The sequence below is a fragment of the Streptomyces niveiscabiei genome (assembly GCF_033794345.1).
Lineage (GTDB): Bacteria > Actinomycetota > Actinomycetes > Streptomycetales > Streptomycetaceae > Streptomyces > Streptomyces niveiscabiei.
Window position 1 is genome coordinate 73,681 of the sequence record NZ_JARAYJ010000009.1, and the last position, 14,614, is coordinate 88,294.

The following is a 14,614-nucleotide window of genomic DNA, read 5'->3' on the forward strand; positions in this document are numbered from 1 at the left end:
TACCTCGGAAGTACGAGCCACCCCGGACGACGGGCGGACGGCGCCCTGTGTCCGGGGTACGTCCGGCGCCCCGTCTCAGATGAAGGGGTCGAAGTCGTCGATCAGCTCGTCGGAGCCGGTCCCGTCGGGCTCGGGCCGCCGCCCGATGCGGGCGATCTCCTGGTTGGACCCGTGCCGCGCGCAGACGAACTGGCAGTCCTCGCCGGGGTCGATGACGGACGTATCCGCGTCGGCCCACAGCTCGGCGAACCCGGACCGCTGGATGTCCCCGATCCGCCCCTTGGGATTACCCCGGTGGTAGGGGCAGACGAATACCCCGGTGGGGGTCACCGTCGTCCGCAGCTCGGTGATCGCGCAATGGTGGTAGTCCTTGGGCTGTACGGGGTCCGTACCCCGCCGCACGGCCTGCCAGTTGGAGGAGTGCAGGACATGGAAGGAGTCGCTCTCCAGCTCCCGCAGCCCCGCGATCTGCTCCTCGACCGCCGCGATGTCCTCGGCCCGCTGGTTGACCGTGTAGTGGTCCTCGTCCAGCATCGCCTTGACCTCGAAGTAGTCGCAGCCGATCTCCCGGGCGAGCAGACCCGCGCGATGGACCTCGTCGTAGTTGGACTCGGTGACCTTCCCGTCCTCGTCGAAACGCTGCATGAGGAGAAATGAGTAGCCGAGCCGCCCCCGCCCCCGCTCGGCCAACTTCCGCATGTTCTCGATGACTTGAGGGAACATGCTGCGCTTGCCCCGGCTCGGCCGGAACAACTGGTACGTGTCCGCGGTCCCGGCGTCGACCGAGACCCGCACCCACGACAGGCACTCGGCGAGCCGGTCGAGATGCCGGTCGATCTGGGTGCCGTTGGTGACGAGCCCGAGCTTGATGCCGGCCCCGTGCAGCACCTCGACGATCTCCCCGATGGCCCGGTGCAGCAGCGGTTCCCCGCCACCGATGAGGATCACCGCGCGGACATCGGATTCGGCCAGTTCATGTGCGAGTTTCACGATGCGGTCCGGCCCGATCTGGCCATGGTGCAGCACCTGCGAGCTGATGCACTCAGGACACGCGAGATCGCACACGGTCGTCGGGTCGAGGTCGACCACGAGGGGTGCCGAAAGTCGTCGCCCCAGAGCGACCTGGCGGACGGACGGATGGATCGAACGCTGGTAGAGCTTGCCTCTCAGGTCGAGATTGCGCTCCACAAAGGGGGTTCCGAGGGTTGATCCGGGCAGAACGGAATTGCGGTCAGGCATACGTGCGGTCACTTTCCGGTCTCTGGATGTGAAGGACGGATCGGACGGCGCGGGATCGTTTGTGGTCGGTCGTGGTCGACCGTGAGGGAATTCGAGAGGAATTCGAGGGCAATGCGAGCGCTGCGCGAGTGTCTTGGGAGCGCTCCCAAGACCTTCTCCGGCGCATTCCGGCCCTGTCAACCGGTCGCCCGGGCTCCGCGGGCGAGGGTGTGTGATTGGCCGGAAAGCCACGGTGCTTGACAGGTATGAGGGATTGAGCAAGCCTGCTTGGGAGCGCTCCCACAAGGGGATGCGTACGTCGTGTGCGGTACGACTTGAGAGTGACGGACGCCTAAGCGGAAGGCGTCGTACGCCGTACGTCGTACCGTCGCAGGGAGGCGGAACGGATGACCGCTACGAGCACGGAGCCCGTGGGGAGCGAGGCGGTGCGAGGGCTGCCGGCCGACTTCGTCTGGGGGGTGGCCACGGCCGCGTACCAGATCGAGGGGGCCGTCGCGGAGGACGGGCGCTCGCCGTCCGTCTGGGACACCTTCAGCCATACGCCCGGCAAGGTGGCCGGGGGTGACACCGGCGACGTGGCCTGCGACCACTACCACCGGATGCCCGAGGACGTCGGGCTGCTGTCCCAACTGGGCCTGGACGCCTACCGGTTCTCCCTGGCCTGGCCGCGCGTCCAGCCCGGTGGCACGGGCCCCGTCAACGCGCGTGGAATCGCCTTCTACGACCGTCTGGTGGACGAACTCCTGGCCAAGGGCATCACCCCCTGGGCCACCCTCTACCACTGGGACCTGCCGCAGGCGCTGGAGGACGCCGGCGGCTGGCCCGAGCGCGACACCGCGTACCGGTTCGCCGAGTACGCGGGACTCGCGGCGGACGCGCTGGGCGACCGCGTGAAGCACTGGATCACCCTCAACGAGCCTTTCTGCTCTGCCATGTTGGGCTACTACTTCGGCAACCACGCGCCGGGCAGGCGGAGTTTCCCGGACTTCACGAAGGCGGCCCACCACCTGCTGCTCGGCCACGGGCTGGCGGTCCAGCGGATCCGCGAGGCCGTGCCGGACTCCCAGGCCGGCATCACCCTCAACCCGTTGGTCGCCCACCCCGCCTCCGACGCGCCCGAGGACGTCGAGGCGGCGCGGCGCGCGGACGCGATCGGCGCGCGGATCTACCTGGACCCGGTGCTGCTCGGCCGCTACCCGGCCGACCTGCTCACGGACCTCGCGAAACAGGACGCTCAACTTCCGGTCCAGGAAGGCGACTTGAAGACCATCGCGCAGCCGCTGGACTTCCTGGGGGTGAACTACTACTTCCGGGACGTGGTCCGTGCGACCGATGAGCCGCACGGGTACGAGGGGGTTCCGCAGACCCACCGGCCCTCGACCGCGATGCCCTGGGAGATCTATCCGGAAGGCATGACGGCTCTCCTCACCCGGCTCAGCCGGGAGTACCCCGCGCTGCCGCTCTACATCACCGAGAACGGCGCCGCCTTTGACGACAGCCGCTCCCCTGTCGACGAGACGGGTCGGATTCAGGACACCGACCGCACCGCGTACCTCGCCGACCACCTCGCCGCGATCGGGCTCGCGCGGGCGGCCGGGGCGGACGTACGGGGGTATTTCTGCTGGTCGCTGATGGACAACTTCGAGTGGGCCTACGGGTACGAGAAGCGGTTCGGCCTGGTGCACGTGGACTACGAGACACAGGTGCGCACCCCGAAGGCGAGCGCGCTGTGGTTCCGCGACGCGGCGCGGGCCTGCCGGGAGCAGTGAGCCGAGTATTAGTACGTGAGGGGTAGCTCCCAGGTATGTCGTACCCCGGAGCTACCCCTCAGGTGGGACTCAGCCCTCCAGGAACGCCGTCAGGGAGTTCGCCAGCAGGAACGGGTCGTCCGCGCCGCACAGTTCCCGCGCGCTGTGCATGGAGAGGATCGCCGCCCCGATGTCGACGGTCTGGATCCCGTGCCGCGCGGCGGTGATCGGCCCGATCGTCGTTCCGCACGGCATCGAGTTGTTGGACACGAACGACTGGAACGGCACCCCGGCCCTCTCGCAGGCCGCGGCGAACACCGCGCGGCCCGAACCGTCCGTCGCGTACCGGTTGTTGACGTTCACCTTGAGGATCGGGCCGCCGTTGATCCGGGGGTGGTGCGTCGGGTCGTGCCGCTCCGCGTAGTTGGGGTGCACGGCGTGCCCCGTGTCGGAGGACAGGCACACGGTCCCGGCGAAGGCCCGCGCCCGGTCCTCGTACGACCCGCCGCGCGCGAACACCGAGCGCTCCAGGACCCCGCCGAGCAGCGGCCCGTCCGCGCCGGTGTCGGACTGCGAGCCGTTCTCCTCGTGGTCGAACGCCACGAACACGGGGATGTAGGGGAGTCCGTCGCCGACGTGGGTCGCGACGGCGGCCAGCGCGGCGGTCGCCGCGTGCACCGACAGGAGGTTGTCCATCCGGGGCCCGGCGAGGAACTCCTCGTCGCGGCCGAGGTAGGCCGGCGGTTCGACGGAGTGCGTCATCAGGTCCCAGCCGGTCACCTCGCCCGGCGCGAGCCCCGCCTCCTCCTCCAGGAACGCGATCAAGTCCCCCTCGTGCGCGTCCCCGAGACCCCACACCGGCTGCAAGTGCCGCTGCTTGTCCAGCTTCAGGCCCTCGGCGGTGACCGATCGGTCGAGGTGGATGGCGAGTTGGGGGACGCGCAGCAGGGGTCTGGCGACGTTCACGAGGCGGGCGGAGCCGTCGCGCAGGGTGAGGCGGCCGGCGATGCCGAGGTCGCGGTCGAGCCAGGAGTTGAGCAGGGGGCCGCCGTAGATCTCGACGGCGACCTGGCGCCAGCCGTGCGCGCCGGTGTCCGGGAGGGGCTTGACGCGGAGGTTCGGCGAGTCGGTGTGGGCGCCGACGATCCGGAACGGCGTATGCGGCCGGGCCCCCTCGGGGACGTACCAGGCGACGATCGCGCCACCGCGCAGCACGTACATGCCGCCGGACGTCCCTTCCCACGCCTCCGTCTCGGCGAGCTGCCGGAAACCGGCCTTCTCCAACCGGTCCGCTGCGGTGGCCACGGCGTGGTACGGCGTCGGGCTGGCCGTGAGGAATGACTTGAGATCGTCGGTGTGGCCGCGGTCGAAGCGGATGGGTTGGGTCATGGGGTCACTTTAACTACGGGCGGGGCGGGGAGGCGGGGCGGTATGAGAGGGGTACCTCTCCAGTATTACGACCCCGAACCGCCCTCCCCACCTCGCCCGTCACGTCCCGTGTCACCGCGGCGACGTCAGGTCGCCGACCGGGTCAGCGGCCGGTGGCTCTGCCCGCTTCGGCCGCGTTCTTCCGGGCGGTGGCGGCGATGCCGGCGGCGTGGGCGATGAGCTGCCGGATCTGGGCCGCGTGGGTGGCGGCGAGCTGGTCCTGACGCCGGGCCTGGGACTGGCCGGTGGTGATGAAGGCGTGCAGCAGATCGGCGGGGCCCTCCAGGGCGACGCGTGCCGCGGCTCGGACCTCGGCGCCGGGGCTGTCGAAGAGCTGGGCGGCGCGGACGCGTTCGTCCTGGGTGCGTGCGAGAGCCTGGCCGGTGGTGAGGAACTGGTGCAGCGCGTCGGCGGTGTCGGCGTCCAGTGCCTTGCCGATGGCCTCCGTCTCGATCGGACCCGCGCCGGTGAGCGCCTGGACGACGCGCAGGCGCATCTGCTGCTTCACCACCTCGTACTGCCCCGTCGCCAGGAACGCGCTCACCGTCGCGCCGTCGCCCCGCAGGGCCTTCGCCGCCGCAGCGCGGACGTCGGGAGAGTCCGCGGTTTCCGCGAGGGTTCCGACGTCCGCGCGGTCGTCCTGGGCGTCGGCGTCCGCGCGGCCGGTGCGGAGGTAGGCGACGACGTCGGTGTCACTGCCGGACAGGGCCGCGAGGGCCGCGGACCGGCTCCGGGGGCGGCCGGTCTTCGCGGTCGCGAGGGCCACGGCGCGGCCTTCGGGCGCGATCTCCGCCGGGTCGGTGCCGGGTTCGGCGGCCTGTCGCGCGAGCTTGTCCGCCTCGGCCCGGAGGTCCTCGGCCGCCCGGACGGCGGCCTGTCGGCGGGCGGTGCGCTGGTCTTCCTGGGCTTTGAGGTCCCTGGCGCGGGTGATGGCCTCGTTGGTCCGTGCGGCCAGCTTCCCCGCGTCGGTACGGACGGCGAGGTCGTGGACCTTCTTCGCCTCGGTGACGTCCGCGCCGGCCGCTTTGGCGGCCTTCTGCGCCGCGGCGGCGTGGATACGGGCCTGCTTGACGGTGGTCGCGGCCCGTGCGGCGCGGGCCGCTGCGGCGGCGGCCTTGCCCGACTTCGCCGCCCGGGCGTCCAGCTGGGCGATCGTGGCGCGTTCCTGGTCGTGGGCACGGGCCACGTACCTGCCGACCTGGAGGAACGCGTGGACGTCCGCCGGCGAGCCGTCCAGCGCGATCCGGGCCGCGGCCCCCACATTCGCGCCGGCCCCGTGGAAGAGCTGCGCGACCTGCACGCGCTCGTCCTGGCGGCGCCGGTCGTACTGCCCGGTGGTGAGGAACTCCCGGATCTTGTCGGGCGAACCGCTGTCGAGCGCGGCGATGCCCGCCTTCCGGACCTCAGGGCCGCCCGCGTTGATGATCTGCGCGACCTGTACCCGCTGGTCCTGGAGGAGCGGGGCCTGCCATCCGTCCTTGAGGAACGCCCTGATCGTGTCCGGCGCATTGCTCTTGAGGGCGTTGCGGACGGCCTCCCGGAGGGCGGAGCCGCCGAGGTTGTAGAACCGGGAGGCGGCTACCCGATCGTCCGAGTACGACAGGTCGGCAGCCTGGGAGAGGAACGTCCCGACGGCGTCGTCACCGCCGACGAGCGCGGCCTCCGCGGCCTCCTTGACCCCCGGACCGCCCGTCTCCCACAGCCGGACCGCCTTGGCCCGGTCGGTCTCCGGTGCCGAGTCATCGGCTCGGGCGGGGCTGGGAACTGCTCCCAGCAGGCCCAGGACGAGCGCGCCGGGCAGCAGGCTCAGACACAGCGCGCGTCGTGGAAAGGTCACTGCGAACTCTTCTCGTGCACAGACATAAAGCAAAGTAAGTGGTCGACCGTGACAGTAAAGCCGTATCTGCGCACAAGCAACTTGAATGCAATTACGGTAATTTCGCGATGAAACCGGATGAAGTGCCCGCAGGAGCGGCAACGGCTCCACGCCCCGCGCCGCGAGCGTCGGGGCGCGGGGCGTGGACCGGAACACCGGGTCCGGCTTACGGCCTAGCCGTCGTAGACGCCCCAGTTCCGTACCGTTCCGTGGCCGGAACAGTTGCCGACGAAGTGCCAGTAGCCGACGCCCACCAGCGGGCCCCAGATCTGGGTGAAGTCCGAGCACTGGGTGTACGAACCGGACCGGCCGTAGTCGACGTTGCAGTCCGCCTCCCACCACGTGCCGTGGTTGACGAAGTTGTTGCAGTAGTTCACGTGCTTGATCGACGGACTCGCGCTGCTGTCACCCTTGACGATCTTCACCGCGCCGGTGGGTGCCTGCATCGGCTTCGCTGCCGCGTCCGTCGGCGCGGCCACGGCGGAGGTGGTTCCCGCCGCGAACAGCAGCGCGCCGGCTGCCAGTACCAAGTAGCGTTTCACGTTTCCTCCTGATGGAACGCGTGGGTTCCATGAGCGGTGGACGAGTCGCTTGCTGAACTTGGTGCAGCCATGAAGCTAAGGGCGGGAGGAGGCGGAAGGCATGGCTCCGGCGCACGATTCGGAGAACGTCCGGAAAAGGCTGATCATCCGGGATGCGCCGAACGCACGAGTGGGCCCCGCCCGACCCCGGACGGAACCCACTCGCACGCAGCTCAACAGACGTCAGCGCACTGCCCGTTGGCGAGACCGGCGATCTCTCAGAACGCCGCCTCGTCCAGCTCCATCAGGTCCAGCTCCACCCCGGAGGCGACCTTGCGGGCCAGCGTCACGCCGGGCAGGACGTTCGCGGCGAAGAACTTCGCGGCGGCGATCTTGCCGGTGTAGAAGGGCTTGTCCTTCGCGGAGGCCGTCTCCAGCTTCTCGGCGGCGACGGCCGCGCCCTTGAGGAGCAGGTACCCCACGACGACGTCACCCGACGCCATCAGCAGGCGGGTCGTGTTGAGCCCGACCTTGTAGATGTTCTTGACGTCCTGCTCGGTCGCCGCGAGGTCGGTCAGCATCAGCCCGACGATGGCCTCCAGCTCGACGGCCGCCTTCGCCAAGTGCTCCCGCGCGCCCGAGAGTTCCTCGCCGCCCGTGCCCAGCGCGAGGAACTTCTTGATGTCCTCGGCGAGGCCGTTCAGCGCGGCGCCCTGGTTGCGGACGATCTTGCGGAAGAAGAAGTCCTGGCCCTGGATCGCGGTCGTCCCCTCGTAGAGGGTGTCGATCTTCGCGTCCCGGATGTACTGCTCGATCGGGTACTCCTGGAGGAACCCGGAGCCGCCGAAGGTCTGGAGCGACTGCGCGAGCTGCTCGTACCCCTTCTCCGACCCGTAGCCCTTGACGATCGGCAGGAGCAGGTCGTTCAGCGCGTGCTCGGCCTTCGCGTCCTCGCCGTTCGCCTCCTTGACCGTGATCGCGTCCTGGACGGAGGCGGTGTAGAGGACCAGGGCCCTCATACCCTCGGCGTACGCCTTCTGAGTGATGAGCGAGCGCCGTACGTCGGGGTGGTGCGTGATGGTGACCTTGGGCGCGGCCTTGTCGCCGAACGCCGCGAGGTCCGTGCCCTGCACGCGCTCCTTGGCGTACTCCAGGGCGTTGAGGTAGCCGGTGGAGAGGGTGGAGATCGCCTTCGTGCCGACCATCATGCGGGCGAACTCGATGATCCGGAACATCTGGCGGATGCCGTCGTGCTTGTCGCCGATCAGCCAGCCCTTGGCGGGGTGGCGGTCGCCGAACGTCATCTCGCAGGTGTTGGACGCCTTGAGGCCCATCTTGTGCTCGACGTTCGTGGCGTACACGCCGTTGCGCTCGCCCAGCTCGCCGGTCTCGGAGTCGAAGTGATACTTGGGGACCAGGAACAGGGACAGTCCCTTGGTACCGGGACCGGCACCCTCGGGACGCGCGAGGACGTAGTGGAGGATGTTCTCCTCCATGTCGTGCTCACCCGAGGTGATGAACCGCTTCACACCCTCGATGTGCCAGGAGCCGTCCTCCTGCTGTACCGCCTTGGTACGACCCGCGCCGACGTCCGAACCGGCGTCCGGCTCGGTGAGGACCATCGTCGAACCCCAGGTCTTCTCGACCGCGATCGTCGCCCACTTCTTCTGCTCCTCGGTGCCCTCCTCGAAGAGGATGCGCGCGAACGCGGGACCGGAGGAGTACATCCACACAGCCGGGTTCGCGCCGAGGATCAGCTCCGCGAACCCCCAGAGCAGGGACGGCGGCGCGGTCGTCCCACCGATCTCCTCCGGCAGGCCGAGCCGCCAGTACTCGGAGTCCATGAACGCCTTGTACGACTTCTTGAACGACGGCGTGACCGGCGCGGTGTTGGTCTCCGGGTCGAAGACCGGCGGGTTGCGGTCGGCGTCCACGAAGGACTCCGCCAGCTCGTTCTCGGACAGCCGCGCCATCTCCGAGAGGATGCTCTTCGCGGTGTCCACGTCCATCTCTTCGAACGGGCCCGTGCCGTACAGCTTGTCGCGGCCCAGGACTTCGAAGAGGTTGAACTCGATGTCGCGGAGGTTCGACTTGTAGTGCCCCATGGTGATGGCTCCGTCAAGAGGTCGGCGAGGCACTGTGTTCCTCGCGCGGTGGTTTCACGTACCAGCTAGTAGCTACGATGATGCTACCCGTCGGTAATAAGCCGCAACCCCGATCCGGCCAACTGTGACTGGTCACACCGCGACGGTCAGCGTGGCCGTGTACCCCTTCTCCGGACTCCCCTGCACGGACGCCATCTGCTGCTCGTGACCGTCCCGGAAGACCATGTCGCTCTCCAGGCTGAGCCGGGCCAGGTTGGCGACACTGCTCCCGTACCCCTCCGTCGCGTACACCGTGTCGCACACGTCCTTCGGGAAGGCCAGCTGCGAGGTGTTCGTGATCGCCGTCGCGGCGGTCGCGTCCGCGAGAGACCCGTACACCTCGAAGTGGATGTGCGGCCAGCGCCCCGGGTAGCACCCCGGAAAGACGCTGGTGAACGTGACCTGCCCCTTCTCGTCCGTCTCCTGCACCCCCCTCAGGTAGTTCTCGTCCGTCACCCCCTCGGTGTACAGCGAGTAGCCCCCGGCCCGGTCGGCCTGCCAGATGTATACGGCGGCCCCCTTCTTGGGGGTACTACACCCCGAGTCCGAGTCGACGACGGTCAGGGTGACCTTGAGAGGTACGCCCTCAGCGGTACCCCCCGCCGAGTCCCCGAAGCTCGTCCTGATGTCGCTGCGCACGACCCCGCTCTCCTTGAGCACGTTCACCCCGTTCGACCCGTCCCCCGGATACGGCCCAGCGGTCTCCTCGGGAATCACGGCACACTCGGCGGAACCGGCACCGCTCGACGCCGGGCTCCCTGACGAAGCCGACGAAGCCGGCGCTGCCGCCGGGGTGTCCTCCCCCTCCACACTGCACCCCACGACCGGCACCAGCCCCACCCCCGCCATCAACCGGATCATCCGCCGCCGGGCGAGCACGGGAAGGTCGTACGACAACCCCCGGTCGTGCTCGTGCGCCTCCTCGCCGGCGTGCTGGTCGCGCTCGTCGTCACGTCGCTGCATGGCCGTCCCTCTGCCGATCCGTTCTCTGCCTAGTCAGACGCTATGAGCGAGGGGCGGTCTCGGGCCAGGCCAGGGGCTGTCGATCGGCTGTCGGTTTCCGCGTGGCTCTGGAGAGGGACGGCGAGGACCGGTCCCGGACGGGGCCTACGCAAAACTCGCCCGCCCCCCACCCCGCATCTGACTCTCGATAGGCTGGGAACCATGTACGGATACGGCCAGCCCATGGGTGACGGTGCCGCCCAGCAGCAGTACGCGCCGCCGCAGCAGCCCGGCGGTGTCGGTGGGTACGGTCAGCAGCCGCCCCTCTATCCGGAACCGTCGCCTCCGTCGCTGTCGGACGCGGTGCGGGCGTTCACGACGGGGCAGATGGCCGCCGAGGACTTCCAGCAGATCTTCGCGACGTCGAAGGTGTACTGCCCGCGCGGGGACACCCCGGGGTTCCTCGCGCTGCACAACACCCAGCAGCCGGTCATCCCCATGTTCAGCTCGCTGAAGGAACTGCGCCGGTACGCCGGCAAGGAGTCCAAGTACTTCGTCATCACCGGCGCCGAGGTCATCGACCTGCTCCCCACGGGGTACGGCTTCGTCCTCGACATGGAGGGCGAGCACCGGATGGTGTTCGACGCGAAGGCGGTCGAGCAGATGGTGGAGTTCGCGATGCGCCGGATGTACGGCTGAGGGTGGCTCCGCAGGGGTACGGGGCTGACATACCCGTACCCCTCAAGTCCCGTCCCTCTCAGGTAGGGGCCCGTACCCGTAGCTCTCAGGCAGGGGCCCCGTACCCGTCCCTCTCAGGTAGCAGACGTCCGCCGGCCGCCCCGCTGCCCCGTACCCCCGGTACCCCGGCCACCCCGGCCGGCACCCGTACCCGTAGTACCTGAAGCCGCCGCACCCCCGGACCGACGCCCACCGGACCCCCGCCCGCCGGACGCCGCAGCACCCGAGGCCGACGGGCTCGCCGACGCCGTACCACCCCTGGCCGCCCCGCCGTTCCTGGACGTCGTACCACCCCTGCCCCGGCGCTCGCCGCCCCGGCCGTCACCCTTGCCCGGTGCCCCGGCCGGAGCCCCGGCGGAGGCCGCGCCCCCACCGCCCCCGCCACCCCGGCGCCGACGCCGGGACGATCCGCCGGACCCGGACCCGGACCCGGTACCCGTACCCCGCTGCGGAGCCACCGGCTGCGGCACCTCGATGGTCACCGCGACCCCCGACGGCTCACGGGCACCGGTGATCGTGGACAGCTCGGGGTCCGTCGACACGATGCGGGACGTCCGCGGCCGGATCCCCGCGTCCGACATCAGCCGCGTGACCTCCCGCTTCTGCTCCGGCAGGACCAGCGTGACGACGGTCCCGGAGCCGCCCGCGCGCGCGGTGCGGCCACCCCGGTGGACGTAGTCCTTGTGGTCGGTCGGCGGATCGACGTTGACGACGAGGTCGAGGTCGTCGACGTGTATGCCACGGGCCGCAACGTTCGTCGCGACGAGCGCCGTGACCTGCCCGTTCTTGAACTGGTCGAGCGTACGGTTGCGCTGCGGCTGCGAGCGCCCGCCGTGCAGCGCGGCGGCCCGCACCCCCACCGCCAGGAGCCGCTTCGCGAGCCGGTCGGCGGAGCGCTTCGTGTCGAGGAAGAGGATGACGCGCCCGTCGCGCGCGGCGATCCGCGTGGTGACGGCCTTCTTGTCGGTCTCGTCCGCGAGGTGCAGGACGTGGTGCTCCATCGTCGTCACCGCGCCCGCCGACGGGTCGACGGAGTGCGTCACCGGGTCGGTGAGGAAGCGCTGGACCAGCCGGTCGATGTTCTGGTCGAGGGTCGCCGAGAACAGCATCCGCTGCCCGTCGGGCCGTACCTTCTGGATCAGCTTGGTGATCTGCGGCAGGAACCCCATGTCGGTCATCTGGTCGGCCTCGTCGAGGACCGTGATCCGGACGTCGTCCAGGACGCAGTCCCCGCGCTCGACGAGGTCGTTGAGGCGCCCGGGGCTCGCGACGACCACCTCGGCGCCGCGCCGCAGGGTGTCGGCCTGCCGGGTGATGGACAGACCCCCTACCACGGTGGCAACCCGCAGGTTGACGGCCGTCGCGTACGGCGACAGCGCGTCGGTGACCTGCTGTGCCAGCTCCCTCGTAGGTACTAGTACCAGCGCGAGGGGCGACTTCGGCTGCGCGCGCAGGCCCGCCGTGCGCGCGAGGAGCGCGAGGCCGAACGCGAGGGTCTTGCCGGAGCCGGTGCGGCCACGGCCGAGCAGGTCGCGTCCGGCGAGGGAGTTGGGCAGGGTGGCGGCCTGGATCGGGAAGGGCGTGGTGACGCCCTGCGCGGCCAGCGTCTTCAGCAGCGCGGCCGGCATGTCCAGGTCGGCGAAGTCCGCGACGGGCGGCAGCGCCGGCGTCGTACTCTCCGGCAGCCGGAACTCCCGCGGCCGGGAGGCGGCCGGCGCGGCGGACGACCGGGACGACCGGGAGGAGCCGGACGGCGAGGACGACGAGGACGACGAGGCGCGCCGGTTCGGCCTCTGGGGTCTGCGGGACATACGGGGGTCCACCTTCCTGGAAACAGTCATGGCTTCCCGGAAGCGGTCTTCCCGGAAACAGCGCAAACCGGGGCCCGCACCAGACGGTGCGAACCCCGGCGAGCTTGTGTTACGTCCGGCGACTAGGCGGGGACGATGTTCTCCGCCTGCGGACCCTTCTGGCCCTGCGTGACGTCGAAGGACACGCGCTGGCCCTCCTGGAGCTCACGGAAGCCCTGGGTCGCGATGTTCGAGTAGTGGGCGAAGACGTCGGGGCCGCCGCCGTCCTGCTCGATGAAGCCGAAGCCCTTTTCAGAGTTGAACCACTTGACGGTTCCCTGTGCCATGACGATCTCCTTCAGGTAGGCAGAGGCCCCATCCGGAGATGCCGGAAAACAAATAATGCGCCCTTGAGGATGCAATCCCGTCAGGCGCACATAAGTCCATGGGTACCGCAACTGCAACACAGGAACCGTAACACACCCTGCGCGCGATACACGATCGACTTTTGCCGGCGGGATACGGCCCCGGGAGCCCCGGGAATGCCCGTCGCGCACCCGCTGTTCCAGAGGGTGGCAAGAAGTTCACCGTTCAACTAAAATCGACGTACGACACCGTACGACGCCGTGTCGTACGACGTCCGAGGAGGAACCGACATGCCCGCAGTGACCGTCGAGAACCCGTTGACGCTCCCCCGTGTCACCGCGCCGGCCGATGCCGTCGCGCGCCCCGTGCTCGCCGTCACGACCGCGCCGAGCGGTTACGAGGGTGAGGGATTCCCGGTACGTCGGGCGTTCGCGGGGATCAACTACCGGCACCTCGACCCGTTCATCATGATGGACCAGATGGGTGAGGTGGAGTACGCGCCGGGCGAGCCCAAGGGCACCCCCTGGCACCCGCACCGCGGCTTCGAGACCGTCACCTACATCATCGACGGGATCTTCGACCACCAGGACAGCCAGGGCGGCGGCGGGACCATCACCAACGGCGACACCCAGTGGATGACGGCGGGCTCGGGCCTCCTGCACATCGAGGCGCCGCCGGAGTCCCTCGTCCTGTCCGGCGGCCTCTTCCACGGCGTCCAGCTCTGGGTCAACCTCCCCGCGCGGGACAAGATGATGGCTCCCAGGTATCAGGACATCCGCGGCGGCAACGTCCAGCTCCTGACCACCCCCGACGGCGGCGCGCTGCTCCGGGTCATCGCGGGCGAGCTCGACGGCCACGAGGGTCCCGGCGTCACGCACACGCCGATCACGATGATCCACGCCACCGTCGCCCCCGGCGCCGAGCTCACCCTCCCCTGGCGGGAGGACTTCAACGGCCTCGCGTACGTCCTCGCGGGGCGCGGCTCCGTCGGCACGGAACGCCGGCCGATCCAGCTCGGCCAGACGGCGGTCTTCGGTACGGGATCCTCGCTGACCGTCCGCGCGGACGAACGCCAGGACTCCAACACCCCCGACCTGGAAGTGGTGTTGCTGGGCGGCCGTCCCATCCGGGAGCCCATGGCCCACTACGGCCCCTTCGTCATGAACACCAAGGCCGAACTCCAGCAGGCGTTCGAGGACTTCCAGAAGGGGCGGCTGGGGACGATCCCGGCGGTCCATGGGATGTCCGAGGGCGGGCTGTAGCTCTCCGGGGGCAGGGGGTATGCGGCCGTAGCTCTCAGGTCGTACGGGTACTGCACCCGCATCCCGAGGCCGCCGGGCCGGCGCAGCAGCCGTCGCCGGTGGCCCCGGGTCCGCTGTACGGGGGGCTGACGGCGGCGCGGTTGGGCGACGCGCAGGCGGCCGACCTGGCCAGGATCTTCAAGGCGCTCGGCGACCCGGTCCGGCTGGCCGCGTTCCTGATCACGGTACGGATCTCCGAGGCGCCTCCGTGAACGCGCCCCTCGGACGCCGGGCTCTCGCCGAGGCGGTCGGGACGGCGGCCCTCGTCGCGGTCGTGGTCGGCTCGGGCATCCAGGCGACGGAGCCGACCGACGACGTCGGCGTCCAGCTGCCGGCGAACTCGCTGGCCACCGTGTTCGGCCCCGGCGTCCCCGTCGTGCTGTTCGGGCCCGTCTCCGGTGCGTACTTCAACCCGGCCCGTGACGCTCGCGGTCCGGCCCGCCGACCGCCGTACGCCCGGCGGGCCGACCCGCGCGTCCCGGAGGGGGCGGGGCGGGTGCCTCGGGTGTCTCGGACGGCGA

The 14,614-nt window shown here is 70.0% G+C and carries 12 protein-coding genes and 1 pseudogene; 5 read left to right on the plus strand and 8 right to left on the minus strand.

Features of this window, described 5'->3' with window-relative positions; translation table 11 throughout:
- Positions 1–75: 75 nt before the first annotated feature.
- Positions 76–1,188 (minus strand): radical SAM protein, encoded by a 1,113-nt coding sequence (locus PV682_RS14995; RefSeq protein ID WP_319729766.1) that lies wholly within the window; start codon positions 1,186–1,188, stop codon positions 76–78.
- 437 nt (positions 1,189–1,625) lie between these two features.
- Between PV682_RS14995 and PV682_RS15000 the strand changes: the two genes are divergently transcribed.
- Positions 1,626–3,008, plus strand: coding sequence for a GH1 family beta-glucosidase (locus PV682_RS15000; RefSeq protein WP_319729768.1), 1,383 nt, complete (start codon positions 1,626–1,628; stop codon positions 3,006–3,008).
- A gap of 69 nt (positions 3,009–3,077) precedes the next feature.
- On the opposite strand, the gene PV682_RS15005 is transcribed toward PV682_RS15000, so the two are convergent.
- The 5 genes from PV682_RS15005 to PV682_RS15025 form a co-directional block, all read right to left on the minus strand.
- Positions 3,078–4,376: a M18 family aminopeptidase gene (locus PV682_RS15005; protein ID WP_319729771.1), complete on the minus strand. Its 1,299-nt coding sequence runs from the start codon at positions 4,374–4,376 to the stop codon at positions 3,078–3,080.
- 142 nt (positions 4,377–4,518) lie between these two features.
- Positions 4,519–6,252: an ALF repeat-containing protein gene (locus PV682_RS15010; RefSeq protein ID WP_319729774.1), complete on the minus strand. Its 1,734-nt coding sequence runs from the start codon at positions 6,250–6,252 to the stop codon at positions 4,519–4,521.
- A gap of 212 nt (positions 6,253–6,464) precedes the next feature.
- Positions 6,465–6,833: a hypothetical protein gene (locus PV682_RS15015; RefSeq protein WP_319729776.1), complete on the minus strand. Its 369-nt coding sequence runs from the start codon at positions 6,831–6,833 to the stop codon at positions 6,465–6,467.
- A 257-nt stretch (positions 6,834–7,090) separates the two neighbouring features.
- Positions 7,091–8,917 carry an acyl-CoA dehydrogenase gene (locus tag PV682_RS15020; RefSeq protein ID WP_319729777.1) on the minus strand — a complete coding sequence of 609 codons (1,827 nt, stop codon included), beginning with the start codon at positions 8,915–8,917 and terminating at the stop codon, positions 7,091–7,093.
- Between the two features lie 132 nt (positions 8,918–9,049).
- Positions 9,050–9,919, minus strand: a complete 870-nt coding sequence (locus PV682_RS15025) for a dioxygenase family protein (RefSeq protein ID WP_319729778.1) — start codon at positions 9,917–9,919, stop codon at positions 9,050–9,052.
- A 201-nt stretch (positions 9,920–10,120) separates the two neighbouring features.
- On the opposite strand from PV682_RS15025, the gene PV682_RS15030 reads away from it, so the two are divergent.
- Entirely contained in the window at positions 10,121–10,597 is a 477-nt protein-coding gene (locus PV682_RS15030; protein WP_319729779.1) for an SseB family protein, read from the plus strand.
- A gap of 113 nt (positions 10,598–10,710) precedes the next feature.
- Here the strand turns inward: PV682_RS15030 and PV682_RS15035 are convergent, their stop codons facing one another.
- Both PV682_RS15035 and PV682_RS15040 read right to left on the minus strand, forming a co-directional pair.
- Positions 10,711–12,447 (minus strand): DEAD/DEAH box helicase, encoded by a 1,737-nt coding sequence (locus PV682_RS15035; RefSeq protein WP_319729780.1) that lies wholly within the window; start codon positions 12,445–12,447, stop codon positions 10,711–10,713.
- Between the two features lie 122 nt (positions 12,448–12,569).
- Positions 12,570–12,773 (minus strand): cold-shock protein, encoded by a 204-nt coding sequence (locus tag PV682_RS15040; RefSeq protein ID WP_007502648.1) that lies wholly within the window; start codon positions 12,771–12,773, stop codon positions 12,570–12,572.
- A gap of 309 nt (positions 12,774–13,082) precedes the next feature.
- Here PV682_RS15040 and PV682_RS15045 point away from each other — a divergent pair, with 309 nt between their 5' ends.
- From PV682_RS15045 to PV682_RS15055, 3 genes and pseudogenes are all read left to right on the plus strand, one after another.
- Positions 13,083–14,054 carry a pirin family protein gene (locus tag PV682_RS15045; protein ID WP_319729806.1) on the plus strand — a complete coding sequence of 324 codons (972 nt, stop codon included), beginning with the start codon at positions 13,083–13,085 and terminating at the stop codon, positions 14,052–14,054.
- Between the two features lie 98 nt (positions 14,055–14,152).
- The gene (locus PV682_RS15050; protein ID WP_319729809.1) at positions 14,153–14,305 is read left to right on the plus strand and encodes a hypothetical protein; all 153 of its coding nucleotides are present in this window, start codon (positions 14,153–14,155) and stop codon (positions 14,303–14,305) included.
- Positions 14,302–14,560, plus strand: a pseudogene (locus tag PV682_RS15055) (aquaporin); the annotation flags it as partial. The gene PV682_RS15050 and the pseudogene PV682_RS15055, both read left to right, overlap by 4 nt.
- Positions 14,561–14,614 lie beyond the last annotated feature (54 nt).